Source organism: Phenylobacterium sp. (assembly GCF_046291545.1).
Classification (GTDB): domain Bacteria; phylum Pseudomonadota; class Alphaproteobacteria; order Caulobacterales; family Caulobacteraceae; genus Phenylobacterium.
This window is the reverse complement of the sequence record NZ_JBKBSM010000007.1, coordinates 1-20,114: the sequence shown is the minus strand read 5'-3', so window position 1 is coordinate 20,114 and position 20,114 is coordinate 1. Positions and strand designations below refer to the sequence as shown.

Annotated in this window: 18 protein-coding genes, 1 pseudogene and 1 riboswitch; of the genes and pseudogenes, 10 read left to right on the top strand and 9 right to left on the bottom strand. The window is 71.9% G+C overall.

Features of this window, described 5'->3' with window-relative positions; all coding sequences use genetic code 11:
- Both ACK4YQ_RS14590 and ACK4YQ_RS14585 read right to left on the bottom strand, forming a co-directional pair.
- Window positions 1–780 carry an enoyl-CoA hydratase-related protein gene (locus ACK4YQ_RS14590; RefSeq protein ID WP_409612151.1) on the bottom strand — a complete coding sequence of 260 codons (780 nt, stop codon included), beginning with the start codon at window positions 778–780 and terminating at the stop codon, window positions 1–3.
- A 79-nt stretch (window positions 781–859) separates the two neighbouring features.
- Window positions 860–1,927, bottom strand: coding sequence for an MBL fold metallo-hydrolase (locus tag ACK4YQ_RS14585; RefSeq protein WP_409612150.1), 1,068 nt, complete (start codon window positions 1,925–1,927; stop codon window positions 860–862).
- 166 nt (window positions 1,928–2,093) lie between these two features.
- Between ACK4YQ_RS14585 and ACK4YQ_RS14580 the strand changes: the two genes are divergently transcribed.
- Window positions 2,094–3,428: a hypothetical protein gene (locus ACK4YQ_RS14580; protein ID WP_409612149.1), complete on the top strand. Its 1,335-nt coding sequence runs from the start codon at window positions 2,094–2,096 to the stop codon at window positions 3,426–3,428.
- A 64-nt stretch (window positions 3,429–3,492) separates the two neighbouring features.
- Here the strand turns inward: ACK4YQ_RS14580 and ACK4YQ_RS14575 are convergent, their stop codons facing one another.
- Window positions 3,493–3,963: a hypothetical protein gene (locus tag ACK4YQ_RS14575; protein ID WP_409612148.1), complete on the bottom strand. Its 471-nt coding sequence runs from the start codon at window positions 3,961–3,963 to the stop codon at window positions 3,493–3,495.
- Window positions 3,964–4,092: 129 nt separating this feature from the next.
- Between ACK4YQ_RS14575 and ACK4YQ_RS14570 the strand changes: the two genes are divergently transcribed.
- On the top strand, window positions 4,093–4,380 hold the full coding sequence (locus ACK4YQ_RS14570) for a DUF1330 domain-containing protein (RefSeq protein WP_409612147.1): 288 nt from the start codon (window positions 4,093–4,095) through the stop codon (window positions 4,378–4,380).
- Window positions 4,381–4,401: 21 nt separating this feature from the next.
- On the opposite strand, the gene ACK4YQ_RS14565 is transcribed toward ACK4YQ_RS14570, so the two are convergent.
- On the bottom strand, window positions 4,402–5,946 hold the full coding sequence (locus tag ACK4YQ_RS14565) for an acetolactate synthase large subunit (RefSeq protein ID WP_409612146.1): 1,545 nt from the start codon (window positions 5,944–5,946) through the stop codon (window positions 4,402–4,404).
- A 163-nt stretch (window positions 5,947–6,109) separates the two neighbouring features.
- Window positions 6,110–7,885, bottom strand: coding sequence for a feruloyl-CoA synthase (locus ACK4YQ_RS14560; RefSeq protein ID WP_409612145.1), 1,776 nt, complete (start codon window positions 7,883–7,885; stop codon window positions 6,110–6,112).
- A gap of 202 nt (window positions 7,886–8,087) precedes the next feature.
- Here ACK4YQ_RS14560 and ACK4YQ_RS14555 point away from each other — a divergent pair, with 202 nt between their 5' ends.
- Window positions 8,088–8,711: a YceI family protein gene (locus ACK4YQ_RS14555; protein ID WP_409612144.1), complete on the top strand. Its 624-nt coding sequence runs from the start codon at window positions 8,088–8,090 to the stop codon at window positions 8,709–8,711.
- Window positions 8,712–8,757: 46 nt separating this feature from the next.
- Here ACK4YQ_RS14555 and ACK4YQ_RS14550 read toward each other — a convergent pair whose 3' ends face one another.
- Together ACK4YQ_RS14550 and ACK4YQ_RS14545 are read right to left on the bottom strand one after the other, a co-directional pair.
- Entirely contained in the window at window positions 8,758–10,254 is a 1,497-nt protein-coding gene (locus tag ACK4YQ_RS14550) for a PAS domain-containing methyl-accepting chemotaxis protein (protein ID WP_409612143.1), read from the bottom strand.
- Between the two features lie 195 nt (window positions 10,255–10,449).
- Entirely contained in the window at window positions 10,450–11,082 is a 633-nt protein-coding gene (locus ACK4YQ_RS14545) for a LysE family translocator (protein WP_409612142.1), read from the bottom strand.
- Between the two features lie 18 nt (window positions 11,083–11,100).
- A riboswitch (ZMP/ZTP riboswitch) is annotated at window positions 11,101–11,184 on the bottom strand.
- Window positions 11,185–11,267: 83 nt separating this feature from the next.
- On the opposite strand from ACK4YQ_RS14545, the gene ACK4YQ_RS14540 reads away from it, so the two are divergent.
- The 3 genes from ACK4YQ_RS14540 to ACK4YQ_RS14530 are packed head-to-tail and all read left to right on the top strand — an operon-like array spanning window position 11,268 to window position 13,670.
- Entirely contained in the window at window positions 11,268–12,038 is a 771-nt protein-coding gene (locus tag ACK4YQ_RS14540) for a prolipoprotein diacylglyceryl transferase family protein (RefSeq protein WP_409612141.1), read from the top strand.
- A complete protein-coding gene (locus ACK4YQ_RS14535; protein ID WP_409612140.1) occupies window positions 11,944–13,389 on the top strand; it encodes a radical SAM protein in 1,446 nt (481 codons plus the stop codon). The genes ACK4YQ_RS14540 and ACK4YQ_RS14535 overlap by 95 nt, the downstream gene beginning before the upstream one ends.
- Window positions 13,386–13,670 carry a hypothetical protein gene (locus ACK4YQ_RS14530; protein WP_409612139.1) on the top strand — a complete coding sequence of 95 codons (285 nt, stop codon included), beginning with the start codon at window positions 13,386–13,388 and terminating at the stop codon, window positions 13,668–13,670. Before ACK4YQ_RS14535 ends, ACK4YQ_RS14530 begins: the two co-directional genes overlap by 4 nt.
- A gap of 353 nt (window positions 13,671–14,023) precedes the next feature.
- On the opposite strand, the gene ACK4YQ_RS14525 is transcribed toward ACK4YQ_RS14530, so the two are convergent.
- A complete protein-coding gene (locus ACK4YQ_RS14525) occupies window positions 14,024–15,358 on the bottom strand; it encodes a dihydroorotase (RefSeq protein WP_409612138.1) in 1,335 nt (444 codons plus the stop codon).
- The gene (locus tag ACK4YQ_RS14520; RefSeq protein WP_409612137.1) at window positions 15,351–16,331 is read right to left on the bottom strand and encodes a glycosyltransferase family 9 protein; all 981 of its coding nucleotides are present in this window, start codon (window positions 16,329–16,331) and stop codon (window positions 15,351–15,353) included. The genes ACK4YQ_RS14525 and ACK4YQ_RS14520 overlap by 8 nt, the downstream gene beginning before the upstream one ends.
- A gap of 62 nt (window positions 16,332–16,393) precedes the next feature.
- Here ACK4YQ_RS14520 and ACK4YQ_RS14515 point away from each other — a divergent pair, with 62 nt between their 5' ends.
- From ACK4YQ_RS14515 to ACK4YQ_RS14500, 4 genes and pseudogenes are all read left to right on the top strand, one after another.
- The gene (locus ACK4YQ_RS14515) at window positions 16,394–17,233 is read left to right on the top strand and encodes a YgfZ/GcvT domain-containing protein (RefSeq protein ID WP_409612136.1); all 840 of its coding nucleotides are present in this window, start codon (window positions 16,394–16,396) and stop codon (window positions 17,231–17,233) included.
- 48 nt (window positions 17,234–17,281) lie between these two features.
- Entirely contained in the window at window positions 17,282–17,689 is a 408-nt protein-coding gene (locus ACK4YQ_RS14510) for a DUF2946 family protein (protein WP_409612135.1), read from the top strand.
- Window positions 17,690–17,764: 75 nt separating this feature from the next.
- Window positions 17,765–19,906 carry a TonB-dependent receptor gene (locus ACK4YQ_RS14505; protein WP_409612134.1) on the top strand — a complete coding sequence of 714 codons (2,142 nt, stop codon included), beginning with the start codon at window positions 17,765–17,767 and terminating at the stop codon, window positions 19,904–19,906.
- Window positions 19,907–19,920: 14 nt separating this feature from the next.
- Window positions 19,921–20,114, top strand: a pseudogene (locus ACK4YQ_RS14500) (hypothetical protein); the annotation flags it as partial.

Sequence of the window (20,114 nt, the reverse complement as noted above, 5' to 3'; positions counted from 1 at the left end):
TCAGGCCACCTTGCCGAAGTCGGGCGCGCGCTTCTCGCGGAACGCGGCGAAGGCCTCGGCCGCCTCGGGGGACTTCAGCTGGGCGGCGAAGTGGCGCCCCTCCTCCTCCATGCGCTCGGCGATGCGCACGGCGTCGCGCATCAGCGCCTTGGTGATTCCCACCGCGGCCGGCGGGCGGGCGGCGACCGCGTCGGCGGCGGCCCGCGCCCGGGCCCGGAGCTGGTCGGCGGGCACGGCGGCGTTGGCGATGCCCCAGTCCACCGCCTTCTTGGCGTCCACCGCCTCGCCCAGGACGAACATGGAAAAGGCGCGGGCGTGGCCGATCCGCGCCGGCAGGGTCAGGCTGGAGGCCGCCTCGGGCACCAGCGCCAGGTTCACGAACGGGGTGGTGAGCAGCGCGTCCTCGGAGACATAGACCAGGTCGCAGTGCAGCAGCATGGTCACGCCCACCCCCACGGCGCGGCCGTTCACCGCCGCCACGATCGGCGTCTTGGCGCGGGCCAGGGCCGCCAGCAGCGGATTGCCTTCGCGCCGCGCCTCGTTGGCCGCCGAGTCGCCGGCGTTGACCGCCGCGAAGTCGCCCAGGTCGTTGCCGGCGGTGAACATGTCGCCCTCGGCCTGGATCAGCACGCAGCGCACGTTGGGATCGAACCCGGCCTCGTCGATGCCGTCGCCCAGGGCCTGGTACATGGCGCGCGTCAGGGCGTTCTTCTTTTCGGGGCGGTTCAGGGTGAGCGTCAGGACGCCGCCCGAGGTCTCGCGCCGCACATGCTCGGTCATGGGATCACCTTTCGATCTTACGACGTAAACCTTAGGCCCAACGCCGCGCCGGCGCGAAGCCCTTCTTGCCGGGCCGCGGTCATCCCCGGCGGCGGTACCAGTCGACGCCCTCGGCGTCGGTCTCCTTCACCACCCGGCCGCGGACGATCAGGCAATTCAAGTGCGCCAGGCTCTCGCCGGTGGCCATGCCCAGGAGGTGCTCGTTGATCCGGCGGCGGAACAGCACCGAGAACACGTCCACCGCGCGCTTGGGCTCGGCCAGCACGGCCTCCAGCCGCTCGAGCGCCCGCTCGTGTCCGCTGACGAGCTGGCCGATCCGCGCATGCAGGCCGAAGAACGGGTCGTTGTGCGCCGGCAGCACCAGCACGTCGTCCGGCACCCGGGACTTGATCCGCGCCAGCGAGGTCAGCCAGTCGGTCAGCGGGTCGCCGTCCGGCTCGGTGGGGAACACCGACACGTTCGAGGAGATCTTCGGCAGCACCTGGTCGCCCGAGATCATCAGCTGCAGGTCCTCGCAGTAAAGGCAGGCGTGCTCCGGCGAATGGCCCGAGCCGACCACCACCTCCCAGACGTGGTCGCCGATGCGGACCCGGTCGCCGTCGCTCAGGCGGTGGAAGCTGTCGGGCAGGGCGTGCAGCCCCTTGCCGAAGCCGCCGAACCGGGCGCGGTAGTACTCCAGGGCCTCGGCGTCCCAGCCAGCGGCCCTGTAGAAGCGCAGGGCGTCCTCCGGGGCCTCGCGGCCGGTGTCGGCCGCCAGGCTGTGGCACATCAGGAACTCCAGCCGGCTGATCCACAGGCGCGCGCCGTACTTGCGCGTCAGCCAGCCGGCCATGCCGATGTGGTCGGGGTGCATGTGGGTGACGAACACCCGCGTCACCCGGCGGCCCTTCAGCGGCCCGGCGAAGGCCTTGCGCCAGGCGTCCATGGTGTCCGGCCCGCCCATGCCGGTGTCGACGATCGCCCAGCCGTCGCCCTCGGCGATGGCCCACACGTTGATGAAAGCCAGCGATCCGCTGAGCGGCATGCGCAGCCACTTGACCCCCGCGGCGATGTCCATCGCCTGGCCGATCTTGGGGCCCTGCTCGAAGGGATAGTTGAGCCTCGCCCGCCCTGTGTCGGCGAGCGCATCCTGGAACCCGTCTCGCACGTTCGCCCTCCGCTGCTTTGTTGCGGCATATTGTCGAACGAGCAGCGACGGGGCGCAAATCCGCAATCTGCGGCGGAGCGCGCCACAGGTTCGCCATTGTCTTGACCCCTGCGTCCGGCAGGGGCTTATGTCCCGCCCAAAGGAACCACCCAGGAGAATTCAGACCATGAGGCGTATCGGTTTCGCCCTCGCAGCCATAGTGGTCGCCGGCGCCCTTGCGCCTGCGGCCGTCATCTCCGCCCCGAAGGACGCTGAAATCAGCGAAGCCTCGCGCAAGCAGGGCATGGCCGAGGCTCCCGCCGTGGCCCAGGCCGCGGGCATCGCCTGCCAGGTGCAGGACGCACGCTTCATCGGCAAGTCGCAGGACAAGAAGACCAAGGTCTCGACCGCCTACTACGAGATCGACTGCGACAAGGGCCTGGGCTTCGTGGTCCAGACCTCCAGCGCCGAAGCCAAGCCGTCCGCCTTCAACTGCCTGGAGACCAGCCTGCCGGGTCCCGACGGCAAGGTCTCGGGCCTGGCCTGCAAGCTGCCGGGCAACGCCGACATGGTCAACGACGTGACCCCCCTGGTCCAGAAGGCCGGCGCGGGCTGCACCGTCGAAAAGGCCCGCTCGATCGGCCAGACCGCGAGCAACGCCTATCTGGAAGTCCTCTGCCAGGGCGGCGCGGGCTACATCCTCCAGGCCGGCTCGCCGCCGACCCCGGACAAGGAGGTCACGGCGACCAACTGCCTGCTCTATGACGAAGCCAGCTCCAACCTGAAGTGCGAACTCGCCGACAAGGCCACCCGCCTGGCCGTCGTCGACACCTACGCCGCCCAGGCCGCCAACGGCTGCACGGTGAAGGACAAGCGCTACATGCTGACCACCAAGGGCGGCGAGACCTACTTCGAAGCCGCCTGCGAAGACGGCAAGGGCTACGTCTACAAGATCGACGCCGCGGGCCAGCTCGCCCAGACGATCGACTGCGCCAAGGCCGACTTCGTCGGCGGCGGCTGCACCCTGACCGACGCCCGCGCGGCCCAGACCGAGCAGGCCGGCCTCTACACCAAGCTGTCCAAGGCCGCCGGCTTCGACTGCGAAGTCTCCAAGTACGCGCCGCTGCCGGGCCCGACCGGCAAGGACGTGGTGGAGCTGCAGTGCGGCAACCGTCCTGACGGCGCCATCGGCATCTTCGCCGCCAACGCCGCCGAGAGCGTGGTCCACGACTGCGCCCACGCCCAGGTCGCCGGCTACCGCTGCGTGCTGACCAAGTCCAACGACTCGCTGCTGACCGCCGACCTGAAGAAGCTCGGCAAGACGAGCTGCGAGGTGAAGGAATCGCGCCTGATCGGCAAGACCTCCAAGGGCACCGCCTTCCTGGAGGTGAACTGCACCGACGGCCTGGCCGGCTACATGATCGAGTACAACGTCACGCCCAAGATCGAGGCCACCGGCGCCACCGGCTGCGCCTTCGCCAAGGGCATCGCCGGCGGCTGCAAGCTGCCCGGCAACACCTGATCGCGGCGCAAGCCCGACGAGACGAGGCCCGCGGGACCATCCCGCGGGCCTTTTTCTTCGCCGGCTAGACCTGCCGCCCGCCTGGGCGCGCAGGCGCCGGCGCCGCGCTGGGGGGCGCGCTGAAGTTAAGGTTGAAGGTCTGGATCAGCCATTCGTCCTTGGCCTCGCCTGGAACCAGCACCGTGGTCGCGGTCACAGAAGCGTCGGCGTAGTCGTAGCGGTGGCTGAGGGTGATCTGACGGCCGCCCTCCCCGAAGAAGCTGCGCCACTCCACCAGGGTCGCGGCGGTCGGCGGCCCCACGGGCGTCAGCGTCCGCAGCCCCTCCAGGGCGGCCATGGTCTGCGGATTGCGCAGTTGCGGGACCAGCATCGCCTGCAGGGCTTCGTCCTCGCCGCGCCAGAAATGGGCGTAGGCGGACTTGGCCGCCGCCTCGGCCTGGGGATCGGCGCTCGGCAACTTGCAAGCCGCCAGGGGGGCGAGCCCCGCCCCGGCGAGCAGCGCGCCGATCGCGCGCCTCCTGGTGATCGTCGGCACGGCCCCCTCCTGACGTGTGCTGGCGAAATTCTGCAACCCCGGCGAATGGCTGTCCAGCCATGACGCGACGTCCGGCTTGCGTCCGTCCCGCGCCGCCGCGATGGTCCCGCGCGAACCAGGAGACGCGCCATGGCCGCCTACGTCATCTTCATCCGCGAGAGCATGACCGACCCGGACGCCTTCGCCCTCTACGGGCCGATGTCGCGCGAGGCGCGGGGGGACCATGCGATCACCCCCCTCGCCTTCTATGGGAATCTCGAGGTGCTGGAGGGGGCGCCGGCCGAGGGGGTGGTGGTGCTCCAGTTCCCCTCGATGGAGGCGGCCCACGCCTGGTACGACAGCCCCGCCTACCAGGCCGCCAAGGCCCAGCGGATGAAGGGCGCGGACTACCGGGTGCTGCTGGTCGAGGGGGTCTGACGCCCCCCGGGCCGGCCGCCGTCAGGGGACGACCGCCTCGATGAACATCGGGCCCTTCTGGGCCATGGCCCCGGCGAACGCCTTCTCGAAGTCCTCGGCGGTCTCGCAGCGCACGGCGGGCAGGCCGTGGCCCTTGGCCATGGACACCCAGTCGATCCGCGGGTCGCCCAGGTCCAGGAGCTTGGAGGCCGAGGGGCCGGGGTTGCCCGATCCGGTGCGGCCCATCTCGATGTTGAGGATCCGGTAGGAGCTGTTGGCGAACACCACGACCGTGCAGTCGAGGTTCTCCCGGGCGATGCTCCACAGGGCCTGGACCGTGTACATCGCCGCCCCGTCGCCGCAGAGGGCGACGATCTTGCTGTCGGGGGCGGCGACCCCCGCCCCCACGGCCAGCGGCGCGCCGGCGCCGATCGCCCCGCCCGTCAGGGCCAGCACCTCGTGCGGGGCGGCGGTCATGCACGGCACGGCGACCCCGCCGCCGGAGGTGACCGAGTCGTCGCAGATGATGGCCCCCTCCGGCAGGTGGCGCGCGATGGCGACGCCCGCCGACTGGGCGGTCAGGCCCCCGGCCGGCGCCGCGTCCGGCCGCTTGAGCGGCTGCACGGGCCCCTGCGCCGGCGCGCCCAGCGCCTCAGCCAGGGCGGCGAGGCCGGCCACGGAGTCCTCGGCGCGGGTGGTCAGCACGATGGTCTCGCAGCCCTCGGGCGTCAGCACGCTGGGGCGGCCGGGATAGGCGAAGAAGGCGACCGGCGTGACCGTCCCGACGAACACCATCAGGTCCACGCCTTCCAGGTCGGCCAGGGCCGCCTCGCCGAAGTACTGCATGCGCCCGGGCGAGTAGATCCCCGCCCCGCGCGGCTGGCGGGCCACGAAGGTGTCGGTCATCACCCGGAGCCCGTGGGCGGCGAGCCGGGCGGCCTGCGCCAGGGCCTCGGCCCGGCAGGCCTGGCCGCCCAGCAGCACCACCGGCTTGGCGGCGGCGCGCAGGGCCTTGGCGACGGCGTCCACCGCCTCGCCGGCCGGCGCGGGCCGGGTCGGGACGCGGGCCTTGGCGGTGCGCCGGGTGGTCTCGTTCCAGGCCGCGTCGGCGGGCAGGATCAGGCTCGCCGAGCCCCCGGGCGGGCCATAGCTGGCGCTGATCGCATCGGCGGCCAGGGCCGCCACGTCGTCGGCGCGGTCGGCGGACTTCACCCACAGCGAATTGGGCCGGGCCAGGGTGGGAATGTCCGAGTTCAGCGGCGCGTCGTATTGGCGGTGATAGGTCGCGTGGTCGCCGATCACGTTGACGATCGGGGTGAAGGCGCGGCGGGCGTTGTGCAGGTTGGCCACGCCGTTGCCGTAGCCGGGCCCCAGGTGCAGCAGGGTGCAGGCCGGCCTCTCGGCGATGCGGCCGTAGCCGTCGGCCGCTCCGGTCGCCACCCCCTCGAACAGGCACAGCACCGGGCGCATCTTCGGCTGGCGGTCGAGGGCCGCCACGAACTGCATCTCGCTGGTGCCGGGATTGGCGAAGCAGGCCGTGACGTCGTTGTCGACGAAGGTCTCGAGCAGGGCGTCGGCGCCGTTCATCTGGTGTGGTCCCTTCCCATCCTGGCCGCGCGCCGCCCGTTTGCGTCCAGCCGGGCGGACCCGGCGGCGTCAGGCCGCGAAGCTCTGAAGCTGCTTGCGCTCCCGGCCCCGCGCCGGGATGCGCGGCTGAACATATCGTCCCGGCGGGGCGGGTCCAGGGGCGTCAGAAGACCATCACCTCGCCGTCGGGCGTCTCGGCCAGCAGCCGCCGCACGGCCTCGGCCCGCCGCTGCCGCGCCAGGGACTGGGCGATGTAGCCCTTGTCGGTGATCTCGCCGGACGCCGCGTCCGGCCCGTCGGGCAGCACCAGGGCGCGGGCCACCCGCGCGCCGGCGCCCTTGGCCCCGCTGTTGTGCCGCTCCAGCCCGGCGCGCGCCGCCGCCTGCACCGCCTCGCGCGGCAGGGACGGATTGGGATAGAGCAGCAGGCCCACCATCTCGTGGTTCTCGCCGCAGACCACCGCGTCGGTCACCGCATCGCCGATCGCCCCGATCGCGGCGATGCGCAGCTCGCCCACGCTGACGAAGGTGCCGCTGGCCAGCTTGAAGTTCTCCGAAAGCCGGCCGTCGAAGACCAGGCCGGCCTCCGGATTTCCCGGCTCGGCGAAGCGGGCCGCGTCGCCGAGGCGATAGAATCCCTCCTCGTCGAAGGCCGCCGCCGACAGCTCCGGCTGGCCGAGGTAGCCGGGGGTCACCTGCGGCCCCTTCACGCGGAACTCCAGCTTGCCGGCCACCGGGACGAGCTTCACCGAGGTTCCGGGCAGCGGCAGGCCCATCAGGCCCATGCGGTCGTTCAGCCAGTGGACGTTGGCCGCGGTCGGCCCGGTCTCGGTGGCGCCATAGCCGCTGGAGAAGCTGATCCGCTCGCCCACCGTGCGCACGGCCACGGCCTGGATGCGGTCGCACACGGTCTGGCCGAGGGCCGCGCCGCCGTACTGCAGCAGGCGCACGCGGGAGAAGAAGTTGCGGGCCAGGTCCTCGTCGCGCTCCAGCGCCTCGGCGAACAGCATCCAGCCCGCCGGCACCATGTTCTGGTAGGTCGGCGCGATCTCCTTGAGGTTGCGCACCGTCTCGGCGAACCGTCCGGCCACCGGCTGGCCGGCGTCGACATAGAGCGACCCGCCCCTGTGCGTGCCCATGTGCAGGATGGCGTTGGCGCCCAGGCTGTGGCTCCAGGGGGCGGAGTGCACCATCACCGGCGGGTCCGGATCCTCGAAGCAGGCGCGGATCTGGGCCGCGTTCACCGACAGCCCCCGGTGGGTCATGATCACGGCCTTGGGCAGGCCGGTGGAACCGGAGGTCAAGAGGTACTTGGCGTGGTCGTCCGGTCGCGCGCAGGCCTGCGCTGCGCCGTGGCGATAGAGCGTCTCCAGCGGCGTCTGGGCGGCGCCGGCGTTGCGCCCGGCGATCACCGGCAGCCCCTCCAGGAACGGCGCGGCCAGCCCCTCGGCGAACAGCGCGGCATCCTCGGTGTAGACGGCGGCGGGCTTCAGCACCTGGCAGGCGTGCGCCAGCCGCGCCAGGTTCGCGCCGGGCAGGCCGTACTGCGGCGACACAGGGGCCACGGGCATGCCCTGGCTCATGGCGGCATAGGTGATCAGCCCGTGGTCCACGCCGTTGCGCGCCAGGATCAGGAGCGGCCGCTCGCCCACCACCCCCAGGGCCCGCAGCCCGGCCGCCAGGGCCTGGACGCGCTCGCGGGCCTCGGCGTAGGCGACCTCGCGCCAGCCCTCCCCCGAGCGCTCGGCCAGCCACATCCGCGCCGGCGTGCGGTCGGCCCAGCCCTCCAGCGCCGCCGTGGCCGTCTGCAGCGAGGCGTCGACCGGCGTCGGGTTGGACAGGACGATTTCCCCGCTCGTCCGCTCCTCCACCTCCAGGCGGCGGGGCGCGTAGCGGGCTTCGCGGAACGGGGCGGTGCGGGTGTGGAGCTCTGCGTCCATGCCCCGGTTATTCCGCGCCAGATCCGTTCTGGAAAGGCCGATTGGCGCGGTTCCCCCCTTTTCAGACCCCCGGCCTCGCCCTATCTGCCACCAGGACAGCTACAGTTTGAGACGCCCAGGACATCCCGGACGCCTTGAATTCAGCTCGGCCATATTCAACTGAAACGCATTCTCCAAACCCCAGGACCGTGGAAAAGGACCGATGAGCTTCATCCCCACCAAGATCGCCGCCGTAGCGGTCGTCGCCGCCCTCGCCGTCAGCGGCGGCGTCTACGCCCAAAGCGCGCTCAACACCGATCCGGCCGCGGTCGAGGCGGGCGCCTACACCCTCGAGACCAGCCACGCGCGCGTGGTCTTCGCCACCTCGCACATGGGCTTCTCCACCTGGTACGGCGACTTCTCGGGCGCCACCGGCACGCTGACCCTGGACCCCAAGGACCCGGCGGCCAGCAAGCTGGAGGTGAGCATCCCCGCCGCCAGCGTCACCACCACCAACGCCAAGCTCGACGCCGAGCTGAAGAGCGCCGACTGGTTCGACGCGGCGACCTATCCGACCATCACCTTCAAGTCGACCAAGGTCACGCCCACAGGCCCCGGCGCGGCCAAGGTCGAGGGCGACCTGACCTTCCACGGCGTGACCAAGCCGGTGACGCTGGACGCCCGGTTCAAGGCCTCGGGGACCAACCCCCTCAGCAAGGCCTACACCGTCGGCTTCGAGGTGACCGGCCAGCTCAAGCGCAGCGATTTCGGGGTGAAGACCTATGTGCCGCTGATCGGCGACGAGGTCTCGCTGATGATCAGCGCCCCCTTCGAAAAGGCGAAGTAGGCGGCGACGGGCGCGCGGGCCGAAGCGCCGGCGCGCCCCGCGATCCTCAGCCCGCCCGCCGGGCCATCCCGGCGGCCGCCGCCCCGATGCGCGCCTGGGCCTGATGCACCGGATGGCCGGTGCGCTCCATGCGCAGGGGCGCCGCCGCGACGTGGGTGCGGAAGCGCGCCACCAGCTCGCCCAGGGCGTCGGCGTCGCTGGCCAGGGCGTGGCTGGCCGCGGTCGATTCCTCGACCATGGCGGCGTTCTGCTGGGTCATCTGGTCCATCTGGTTGACCGCCGAGTTCACCTGCTGCAGCCCCGTCGCCTGCTCCTGGGCGCTGGCGGCGATCTCGGTGACGAGATCGGTGATCTGGGCCACCTCGCTGACAATGCGGCGCAGGGCCTCCCCGGTCTCCCCGACCAGCTTGACGCCGGAGCCGACCTGCTCGCTGGACGCGGTGATCAGGGCCTTGATCTCCTTGGCCGCCTCGGCCGAGCGCTGGGCCAGCGCCCGCACCTCGGAGGCGACGACGGCGAAGCCGCGGCCGGCTTCGCCCGCCCGCGCCGCCTCGACCCCCGCGTTCAGGGCCAGAAGGTTGGTCTGGAAGGCGATCTCGTCGATCACCCCGATGATCTGGCTGATCTGGCGCGAGGACTGCTCGATCTCGCCCATGGCTTCCACGGCCGATCCGACGACGCCCAGCGACTGCTCGGCCCCACGGCGCGCGGCGCCGGTGACGTCGGCCGCCTGCTTGGCGCCCTCGGCGGTGCGGCGGACCGTGGCGGTGATCTCGTCGAGGGCCGCGGCGGTCTCCTCCAGGCTCGCGGCCTGCTGCTCGGTGCGCTTGGACATCTCGTCGGAGGCTTCGCTGATCTCGTGGCTGCCCGAGCGCATCGTCGAGACCAGCTGGAAGACCCCGCCGATCGCCTCGTCCAGGCCCTTCAGCGAGGCGTTGAAGTCGTCCTTCAGGCCCTGGGCCTTGGCGTGGAAGGGCACGTCGATGCGGTGGGTCAGGTCCCCGTTCGCCAGGGCGTGCAGGGCGCCGGCCAGGGCGCCGATGGCCACCGCGTCGGCCGCCCGCTCCTGCTCGAACGCCAGTTCGGTGGCGCGCTGCTCATGGATGTCCACCAGCGAGCCGCAGGCGCGGATGGTCACGCCGTCCTCGGCGTGGCGGCAGCCGCCCATGGCGCGGAACCAGCGGTAGGAGCCGTCCCGCACGCGCAGCCGATAGGTGACGTCGTAGCGGGCCTGGCCGGTGCGGTCGGTCAGGTGCGCCCCGAAGGCCGCGAAGGTCGGCTCCACGTCGTCGGGGTGCAGCCGGCCCGACCAGGACGTCACCACGTTCGGGAAATCGTGTTCGTCGCTGAACCCCAGCAGGCGGCGGAACTCGCCCGACCAGGTCCAGACCGAGCGCGGATCATTGGCGTCGGCGTTGTAGAGGATGGCCTGCCACAGCCCCACCCCGCAGGCCTCGTCCAGCAGTTCCGAGCGCTGCTTCAGATCAGCGAGTTCCGAAGCCGTCGAAGCGGACGACTCCTTCTTGGCGAACGAAAAGACCACGGCGCGCCCCCAATCTGCGCCGGCGGCCCGCGAATCACCCGCATCGCACCAAGGCCGCCGCATGGGCCGAGGGTTCGGTTTTCAGGTAAACAAGGTGTATATTCCGACTACTGACCCAGTCGAGGCAGATACAGTCGCCGCCGGCGCCGTACAATTGCGCTCGCAGCATTCGCCTATACTGGAATTACAGCGTTATCAGCGGCGCGCCTCAGTGGCCATGCGCACGGCAAGGCCCGCCAGCACCGTGCCCATGATCCAGCGCTGCACCGCCGCCCAGAACGGCCGCCCCGCCAGGAACGCGGCGATCGAGCCCGCCGCCAGGACGATCAGGGCGTTGACGGCCACGCTGATCGCGATCTGGGTGAAGCCCAGCGCCAGGGACTGCATCAGCACCCCGCCCGCCTGCGGCCGGATGAACTGCGGCAGCAGCGACAGGTACAGCACCGCGGCCTTCGGGTTCAGAAGGTTGGTGAGGAATCCCATGGCGAACAGCCGCCGCGGGCTGTCGGGCTTCAGCTCGCGCACCTGGAAGGGCGAGCGCCCGCCGGGCTTCAGCGCCTGCCAGGCCAGCCAGCCCAGATAGCAGGCGCCGGCGATGCGCAGGGCGTCGTAGGCCAGCGGCACGGCGAACACGAGGGCGGTGATCCCGAGCGCGGCGGCGAAGACGTAGACCACGAAGGCCAGGGCGACCCCGCCCAGGGAGATCAGCCCCGCGGCCCGCCCCTGGCAGATCGAGCGGGACACCAGATAGGCCATGTTCGGCCCGGGCGTCAGCACCATGCCGAGGGCCACGGCGGCGAAGGCCAGATGGTTGGAGAGGGCGGTCATGCGAGCTCCTGGCGATGCGGATGGAGCCCAGGCGCGCGGCGGTCGGACGGTCCGCGCTCCCCGATGGTGATCCACCTCTCAGCGCCAGTCGCGCGGACCCGCCGACCATGGCGCCGCCGCGGCGCGCCGACAAGGCGAGACGGGCCGCTTGCGGATCAGGTCGCCGCCATGCCCTCTTGGCGGGCATGATCCACGTGCCGACGGCGACCTGGGCGCACACCATGTTCGACCTGGCCGCCTGGCTCGGCGGCCTGGGCGTCAGCGTCCTCCTCTACCGCTGGCGGCTGCGCCAGGCCGTGGCTGAGGTCGCCCTGAAGGTCGACGGCCGCTACTTCGCCGCGCTCGGCGTGGGCGCGGTGGCTGGCGCCTGGCTCGCCGGATCGGCCAACACCCTGCGCGGGACAGACCCTGTGCTGTCGCACAGCATCGTCGGCGCCCTCGTCGGCGCCATCGTCGGCGTGGAGATCTACAAGGCCGCGCGCGGGATCAAGGGCTCCACTGGCGGGGTGTTCGTCGGCTCCTTCGCCTTCGGCGCGGCGGTCGGCCGGCTGGGCTGCTTTTTCGCGGGGCTTCCTGACCAGACCTACGGGACGGCGACCGCCCTGCCCTGGGCCGTGGACCTGGGCGACGGCGTCGGCCGCCACCCGATCCAGCTCTACGAGAGCGCGGCCATGGCTCTGTTCCTGGCGGTCTATCTGGCGGCCCTGGCGCGCCACGCGCCCTGGGCCATACGCCGGGGCTTCTATGCGCTCTGCATCTGGTACGGCGTCCAGCGCTTCGCCTGGGAGTTCCTGAAGCCCTATCCAAGGTTGATCGGGCCGCTTAACCTTTTCCACGTCATCTGCGCGGGGCTGGTCGTCTATGGATGGGTCTACTACCTCGGCGATCTCGCCCGCGATCGCCGCGCGCAAGTCGGCGCCCTACCTGTTCCTCGGCCAGACCACGAGCCTGTGTGAGACCTGCCTGGCGCTGGTGCCGGCCAAGATCATCGGCGAGGACGACAAGGTCTTCTATCTGAAGCGCTGCCGCGAGCACGGCGTGCAGAAGACGCTCATCAGCGACGACCTCGGCTACTGGAAATCCCAGAAGGACTGGCTGAAGCCCGGCGACAGGCCGCTGGCCGTGCAGTCCCGCACGGACCACGGCTGTCCCTACGACTGCGGCCTTTGCCCCGACCACGAGCAGCACTCGTGCCTGGCGATCATCGAGGTCAACGAGGCCTGCAACCTGACCTGCCCGGTCTGCTTCGCCGGCTCCTCGACCAAGCATGACGCCCACCGCCCCCTCGCCGAGATCGAGGCCATGATGGACGCCCTGGTCGCTTCCGAGGGCGAGCCGGACCTTCTGCAGCTCAGCGGCGGGGAGCCCACCATCCACCCGCGCTTCTTCGACATCCTCGATGCGGCCAAGGCCCGGCCAATCCGCCACCTGATGATCAACACCAACGGCCTGCGCATCGCCCGCGAGCCGGGCTTCGCCGAGGCCCTGGCCGGCTACATGCCCGGCTTCGAGGTCTATCTGCAGTTCGACAGCCTGAAGCCCGACCGGCTGAAGGCCCTGCGCGGCGCGGACCTTTCAAAGGTGCGCGTTCAGGCCCTGGAGGCGCTGGAGCGCGCAGGGGTCTCCACCACCCTGGTCGTCACCCTGAAGAAGGGCCTCAATGACGACGAGATCGCCGGCATCGTCCGCTTCGCCCTGAAATGGCGGTGCGTGCGGGGGGTGACCTTCCAGCCGATCCAGGACGCCGGCCGCAACGACGGCTTCGCCCCCAAGACCGACCGCATCGTGCTGACCGAGGTGCGCCGGGCGATCGCCGAGGCCGGCGTCTTCGCTCTCGACGACCTGATCCCCCTGCCCTGCAACCCCGACCAGATCTGCATCGCCTACGGCCTGCGCAGCGGCGAGGAGGTGCAGCCGATCACGCGCCTCCTGCCCCGCGAACTGTTCGTCGCCGCCGCGCCGAACACCGTGACCTTCGAGGCCTACCCTGAGCTGCGCGCGGCGGTGTTCGACCTGCTCTCTCTGTCCACCGCCCAGGCCGATGCGACCGACAAGCTGGCGGGCCTGCTCTGCTGCCTGCCCGAGGCGGTGGTGCCGCAGGAGGTGGCCTACGAGCACACCTTCCGCGTGGTGGTCTCCCAGTTCCTCGATCGTTTCAACTTCGACCTGGGCACGGTGAAGCGGTCCTGCGTCCATTTCGTCCAGCCGGACGGGACGATCATCCCCTTCGACACCTTCAACACCTTCTACCGCCCGGGCGCGGCGGGCGCCGCGGCGCTGGCGCGCGGGCGTGGAGCGCGGCGATGAACGATCACTTCGATCCAGAACTGGAGGAGATCCTCCAGGCACGACGGACCAACGCGGTCGCAGCCTTCATCGGAAGCGCCCTGATCGCCGTGGGCTGGCTGATGGTGGGCCTGTGCGGTCTGTGCTCGGCCGCCTTCGTCGTAGCCATGATCGCCGAGGCCCTGCGCAGCGGCAGCGGCGGCGACGTGGTCATGTTCACCACCATGGTCCTTTTCGTCGGCGGCATCCCCATCGCCGTCGGCGCCGGCCTGATCTGGCTCGGCCGACGGCTGCGGCGCTGAGCCGGCGGTGTGCGACCCTGGCGATGAGGACGTGGACGACGACCCCTACGATCCAGACCTGCTCGCGCGCCTGCAGCAGCGGGGGGCGGAGCGGCGGTTGCGGTCCGCCGACGATTTCATGGGCCGGCTTGTGCAAGGGGCGGGCTTCGTTCTCATGGGCCTCAGCTGCGGGTGTTCCACCCTGGCCCTCGCCATGACCATCTCGATGATGTTCGGCGGATACGGGCGCGGCGTGCTCAGCGTCGTGCCCGCGATTGTCGTCATCGGCGGCGTACCCTTATCGGCGGGGCTGGTGCTGTTCTACGTCGGTCGACGATTGCGGCGATCGGCGAGGACCGCGAACTTGAGCCCCCCTACTGCGCCAGCGTCTCCAGGAAGCGCACCGGCTCGCCCTGGCCCTCGGCGACCACCTCGTCGTCGCGCATGACCACACGGCCGCGGACGATGGTCGCCATCGGCCAGGCCTTGGCCTCGAAGCCGTCGAAGGGGGTCCAGCCGGCGCGGGTGGCCATCCAGTCGTGGGTGATGGTGCGCCGCGCCTTCATGTCGACGATCGTCAGGTCGGCGTCGTAGCCGACCGCCAGCCGGCCCTTGTCGGCCAGGCCGAAGATGCGGTTCGCCCCGTGGCTGGTCAGGTCCACGAAGCGCTCCAGCGTCAGCCGCCCGTCCACCACGTGGGTCAGCATGACCGGCACGAGCGTCTGCACCCCCGGCATGCCGGAGGGCGAGGCCGGATAGGGCCGGGCCTTCTCTTCGCGGGTGTGCGGCGCGTGGTCCGAGCCCAGCACGTCGGCGACGCCGTTGGCGATCCCCAGCCACAGGCCCGCCTGGTGGCGCGCCTCGCGGATCGGCGGGTTCATCTGAGCGAAGCCCTTCAGCCGCTCATAGGCCTCGGGCGCCGTCAGGGTCAGGTGCTGAGGGGTGAACTCGACGCTGGCCACGTCCTTGTGGCGGGCCAGGAAGGCCACCTCCTCGGCGGTGGTCACGTGCAGCACGTGGATGCGCTTGCCAAGGCCCGTGGCGATGCGCACCAGCCGCTCGGTGGACTGGATCGCCGACTGGGCGTCGCGCACCTCCGGGTGGCTCGTCCAGTCGCCGGTGCGGGCCAGGGGGCGACGCTCGGCCAGGCGGTACTCGTCCTCGGAGTGAAATGCGGCGCGGCGGTTGACGTGGCGCAGCACGTCCTCGACGCCCTCGTCGTCCTGCACCAGCAGGGTGCCCGTCGAGGCGCCCATGAACACCTTGATCCCGCAGCAGCCGGGCAGGCGCTCCAGCTCGCCCAGGAACCTGGCGTTCTCGTGGGTGCCGCCGACATAGAAGGCGTGGTCGCAGTGCATCCGCCCCCTGGCCCGGGCCAGCTTGTCGGCCAGGGCGTCCGGGTCGGTGGTCGTCGGCTCGGTGTTGGGCATCTCGAACACCGCCACGACGCCGCCCAGCACCGCCCCGCGCGAGCCGGTCTCCAGGTCTTCCTTCCACTCCAGGCCCGGTTCGCGGAAGTGGACCTGGGTGTCGATCACGCCCGGCAGCACCGTCAGGCCCGCGGCGTCGAACACCTCCCCGGCGGAGGCCTGCGACAGCTCGCCGATCGCCGCGATCTTGCCCGCGCGCACGCCCACGTCGGCCAGGCCGCGGCCGGCGTGGTTCACCACCTCGCCCCCCTTCACGATCAGGTCGAAGGTCTCAGGCATGGGCGGACTCGGTCTCGGCGTGGAGTTGGAAGGCGGCGGCGGCGACGACGTCGACGCTCAGGTCCATCATGTGACAGAGCGCCTGCTGGTGGCCGGGGTCAACCATCTGGATCTGGTCGAAGGTGCGCGGGCCGCGCACCACGGCGGTGGCCGGGCCCCAGGGCGCATAGAGCCGCTCGTCGGAGGGCCCGAACAGGCCCAGCGTCGGCGCCCCGGCCGCGGCGGCCAGGTGCATCAGCCCCGAATCGTTGCCGACGAACAGGCGCGCGCGCTTCAGCGCCGCATAGGCGGTCAGAAGGTCGACCTTGCCCACCAGGTCGATGAATCGGTCCTTGGGCAGCACATGGCGCAGGGACTGGGCGGCCTGGGCGTCCTGGGGCGAGCCCAGCACCATCAGCCGGCCGCCGTGCATCGGCCCGCGCTGGCCCAGCAGCGTCATGGCCAGGAGGGCGAACCGCTCGGCCGGCCAGGTCTTGCCCACCCAGTTGGCGGACGGGGCGAGCGTCAGGATCGGCCCCTCGCCGGCGGTCAGCTCGTCGGCCAGGGCTTCGGTCCGGGCCGAGGTGTAGAGGAACGGCGCGGGCGGATCGTCCTCCAGCCCGAGCACCCGGGCGGCCTCGATCACCTTGTGCACCGGCAGGCCGTTCGAGCGGCGGTAGACCGCGCGCTTCTGGCGGCTGAGGAAACTGGAGATGGCCGAGCCGCGCAGGTCCACCACCAGGCCCCAGCGGCGCCGGCGCACGTGCCGCCACAGGCGCAGCCAGTGGCCCCCGCGCGGGCTCTTCTCGAAGACGATCACCTCGTCGAGGCCCGGCGTGTCGACGAACAGCGGCGCCGCCGGCGGTCCGGCTACGATGGTGAAGCGCGCGCCGGGAACCTCCTCCGCCAGCTTGCGGATGAGTCCGGACGAAAGCACCGCATCGCCGATGCGCGTCGCCGTGATGAAGAGTATCGGGAAGGACCCGCGAGCCATCGTCCCTCTATAGGCGCCGCATGGCTGGCGCTCCAGCCGTGCACGCCCCAAATTGCATGGTCATGAGCACCCCAGTCTATGCGCCGCTGCCCGGTCGGGCCCTGATCGCCCTCGCCGGGCCGGACTGGCGCAGCTTCCTGCAGGGCCTGATCACGCAGGACGTCGAGACCCTGGCGGCGGGCGAGGCCCGCTTCGGCGGCCTACTGACCCCGCAAGGGCGGCTGATTTATGACCTGTTCGTCGTCGGCCGGCCCGAGGGCGCCTGGATCGACGTGGCCGCCGAGCATCGCGCCGCCCTGATCGCCCGCCTGACCATGTACCGCCTGCGCGCCAAGGTCGAGATCGCCGCCGACGCGACGCCGGTCGCCGTACTGTTCGGCGAGGGCGCGCCCCTGGCCGCGCCGGGCTGGATCGGCGACCCCCGCCTGCCGGCCCTGGGCCTGCGCGGCTATGGCGCGACGCCCCCCGCCGGCGCCCGCACGGGAACCGAAGCGGACTACGAGGCCCACCGCCTGGCCCTGGGCGTGCCGGGGCCCGCCGACTGGGGCGTGGAGAAGACCTATCCCATCGAGGCCGGCTTCGACCTCCTGGCGGGGATCGACTTCAAGAAGGGCTGCTTCGTCGGCCAGGAGACCACCTCGCGGATGAAGCGCCGCGGGCAGATCAAGAACCGGATGCTGCCCATCGCCTTCGAGGGGCCGCCGCCAGCACCCGGGGCCGAGGTGCTGGCCGGGGACCTGCGCGCCGGACAGGTGCTGAGCGGCGGGCCGGGCCGGGCCATGGCCCTCCTTCGCCTCGACCGCATCGAAGGCGCCGGGCTCACCGTCGAGGGCCGGCCGGTCCGGGCCGAACGGCCGGCCTGGCTCGCCGACGAAGACGCCGTGGGCGGATCATCTAAGTAGTTCTCCCCGCTTTCGCTCGCCCGCGCATCGGTGCTAACAGCCCGCCCCATGCGCTCGGGCCGGCTCGCCATCAGCGTCTGGACTCGTCTCGCCATGGGCCTGGCCCTGGCGGCGGTGGCGCTGCGCGTCCTAGTCCCGGCCGGCTTCATGCCCGGCGGCCCGGGGGAAGCGACCATCGTGCTCTGCAGCTCCCAGGGCCTGCAGACCGTGGTCGTCGACGGCCTTTCGCCGCACGCGCCGGACCCCGCCGGCGATCATTCCGGCGAGCCCAAGACGGACCATCCCTGCGCCTTCGCCGGCCTCGCCGTCGCGTTCACCCCGGCGACGGGCCTCCAGGCCGCGCCGATTCTCTGGAGCGCGCCGGCCGAGACCGAGGTCCCCGCCCTCGCCGTCGCGCCCGGGCGGGGCCTCGCCGCCCCGCCGCCGCCCGCCACCGGCCCGCCCCTGTCGATCTGATCCCGCACGCCCGGCCGCAAGCGTCCCTGGCGGGATGCGCGGTCGCCTGTCCCTCAGATTCGACAAGGACCACCCATGTCCACCCCCGTTCGCGCGCGCGCCGCCGCGCTCCTGGCCGGCGTCGCCGCCGCCGCCCTTTCCGTCCCCGCCCTGGCCCAGCCGGCCGCCGAACTGCCGCCCGTCGAGGCCGCCGTCGCCGCCGAGCCGCAGGCCCCCGCCACCGGCCAGTCCACCCTCGCCGGCGAGGTCCTGGCCCGCCGCCGCGCCGGCGCCGCCGATTCGATGTCGCTGATCGCCGGCGAGCCCGGGGTCGGCCTCTACGCCAACGGCGGGGTCTCCAGCCTGCCGGTGGTGCGCGGCCTGGCGGACGACCGCGTGCTGGTCACCATCGATGGCGCGGAGTCCACGGCCTTCTGCCCCAACCACATGAACCCGACGGGCTCCTACGTCTCCCCCGCGCGGGTGGACGAGATCTCCATCCAGCCGACCCTCTCGCCGGTGAGCGCCGGGGGCGACAACATCGCCGGCGTGATCGCCGTCACCACCCGTCCGCCCGCCTTCGCCGCCGAAGGCGAAGGGGTCAAGGTCGAGGGCGAGGTCGGCGCCAGCCTGCGCAGCGTCGCCGACGCCGTCGGCGCCAGCGGCCGCGTCAGCCTCGCGGGCGAGCGGCTCAGCCTCACCTACGAGGCGGCCTGGAACCGCGCCGACAACTACAAGAGCGGCGAGGGCCGGCGCGTGCGCTCCACCCTCTACGAGGCCTACGACCAGGCGCTCACCCTGGCCTGGCTCACCGACCGCGGCGTCCTCAGCCTCAAGGCCGGCCGCCAGTTCCAGCCCTACCAGGGCTTTCCCACCCAGCGCATGGACCTCACGGAGAACGACAGCCTTTTCGCCGACCTGCGCTATGAGGCGAGCTACGGCTGGGGCGAGCTGACGGCCAAGGCGTCCTGGCGCTCGGTCGACCACGAGATGAACTTCCTGGCCGACAAGGGCGGCTCCGCCGCCGGCGGCATGCCGATGCTCAGCCAGGGCCGCGACCTCGCCGCCTCCCTGGCCGCCGCCGTCCCGCTGAAGGACGGCGGCTCGGCCCGCGTGGGCCTCGAGGCCCACCGCGCCGACCTCGACGACTGGTGGCCGCCCGTGGCCGGCAGCATGATGATGGGCCCGCAGACCTATTGGAACGTCACCGACGGACGGCGCGAGCGGACCGGCGTCTGGGGCGAGTGGGAAGCCCGCCCCGCCGAGCGCTGGACCACCCATCTGGGCGCCCGCTACGAGCACGTGGAGACCGACGCCGGCCCGGTCCAGCCCTATGCCTGGACCGGCATGATGAACATGGCCGACGCCATGGCCGCGCGGGCGTTCAACGCCCGCGACCGGGGCCGGGCGGACGACAACCTCGACCTGACGGCCAAGGCGGTCTGGCGGGCGAGCCAGGCCGCCACCCTTGAGTTCGGCTACGCTCGCAAGACCCGCACGCCCAACCTCTACGAGCGCTACGCCTGGGGCAGGGGGGCCATGTCCAGCGCCATGACCTCCTTCGCCGGGGACGCGAACTCCTACGTCGGCGATCCGGACCTGAAGCCGGAGGTGGCGCACCACCTGGCGGCCACCCTGAACCTTGCGGGCGAGGGGCGCGAACTGACCGTCAGCGTCTACCGCTCGCAGGTCGAGGACTTCATCGACGCGGTGAAGCTGGCCGACCTCGCCAACGGCTTCGTGCGCCTGCGCTTCGCCAACGTCGACGCCGAGCTCTACGGCCTGGACGCCAAGGGCGCGGCCCAGGTGTGGGACACCCCCGGCTTCGGTCGCGGCGTCGTAACCGCGACCCTGTCCTATGTGCAAGGCGAGAACCGCGACAGCGGCGACGACCTCTATCACATGACCCCGCTCACCGTCCGCCTGGGGCTGGAGCAGGCCAAGGGCCGCTGGACCAACGTGGCCGAGGTGGAGCTCGTCGGCGAGAAGGACGCGGTCAACGCCCTGCGTCATGAGCCGCAGACCGCGGCCTACGCCCTGATGAACCTGCGCAGCAGTTGGACCACCGGGCGCCTGCGGGCCGACGTGGCCGTGGAGAACCTGTTCGACACCGCCTACGACCTGCCCCTCGGCGGGGTCTCCTACGGCGATTACAGGGCGGCCGGCTCGACGGGCGCGATCCAGCCCCTGCCGGGGCCGGGCCGCTCGTTCAACCTGGCCTTGACGCTGGCGTTCTAGGCTTGGCGCGGGCCTTGACCGGACGGGCGGCGGCGGCGGCGGTTTCGATCGCCCTGCACGTCGCCGCGCTCGCCGCCTTCGCGGCCCTGCGGCCGGCCCTCGAGGCCGCGCCGCAGCGGGCGGTGAACGTCGCCCTGGTGAGTCTGGAGCCCGAGGCGGCGGAGCCGTCGCCCCCGCCGCCCGCCCCCCGCCGGGCCGAGGCCGCGCC

Bases quoted from the DNA above. Each gene is read 5' to 3' on its own strand.
- ACK4YQ_RS14590 (WP_409612151.1), bottom strand. From the start codon at position 780: ATGACCGAGCATGTGCGGCGCGAGACCTCGGGCGGCGTCCTGACGCTC.
- ACK4YQ_RS14580 (WP_409612149.1), top strand. From the start codon at position 2,094: ATGAGGCGTATCGGTTTCGCCCTCGCAGCCATAGTGGTCGCCGGCGCC.
- ACK4YQ_RS14570 (WP_409612147.1), top strand. From the start codon at position 4,093: ATGGCCGCCTACGTCATCTTCATCCGCGAGAGCATGACCGACCCGGAC.
- ACK4YQ_RS14565 (WP_409612146.1), bottom strand. From the start codon at position 5,946: ATGAACGGCGCCGACGCCCTGCTCGAGACCTTCGTCGACAACGACGTC.
- ACK4YQ_RS14560 (WP_409612145.1), bottom strand. From the start codon at position 7,885: ATGGACGCAGAGCTCCACACCCGCACCGCCCCGTTCCGCGAAGCCCGC.
- ACK4YQ_RS14555 (WP_409612144.1), top strand. From the start codon at position 8,088: ATGAGCTTCATCCCCACCAAGATCGCCGCCGTAGCGGTCGTCGCCGCC.
- ACK4YQ_RS14545 (WP_409612142.1), bottom strand. From the start codon at position 11,082: ATGACCGCCCTCTCCAACCATCTGGCCTTCGCCGCCGTGGCCCTCGGC.
- ACK4YQ_RS14540 (WP_409612141.1), top strand. From the start codon at position 11,268: ATGATCCACGTGCCGACGGCGACCTGGGCGCACACCATGTTCGACCTG.
- ACK4YQ_RS14535 (WP_409612140.1), top strand. From the start codon at position 11,944: ATGGATGGGTCTACTACCTCGGCGATCTCGCCCGCGATCGCCGCGCGC.
- ACK4YQ_RS14530 (WP_409612139.1), top strand. From the start codon at position 13,386: ATGAACGATCACTTCGATCCAGAACTGGAGGAGATCCTCCAGGCACGA.
- ACK4YQ_RS14525 (WP_409612138.1), bottom strand. From the start codon at position 15,358: ATGCCTGAGACCTTCGACCTGATCGTGAAGGGGGGCGAGGTGGTGAAC.
- ACK4YQ_RS14520 (WP_409612137.1), bottom strand. From the start codon at position 16,331: ATGGCTCGCGGGTCCTTCCCGATACTCTTCATCACGGCGACGCGCATC.
- ACK4YQ_RS14515 (WP_409612136.1), top strand. From the start codon at position 16,394: ATGAGCACCCCAGTCTATGCGCCGCTGCCCGGTCGGGCCCTGATCGCC.
- ACK4YQ_RS14510 (WP_409612135.1), top strand. From the start codon at position 17,282: ATGCGCTCGGGCCGGCTCGCCATCAGCGTCTGGACTCGTCTCGCCATG.
- ACK4YQ_RS14505 (WP_409612134.1), top strand. From the start codon at position 17,765: ATGTCCACCCCCGTTCGCGCGCGCGCCGCCGCGCTCCTGGCCGGCGTC.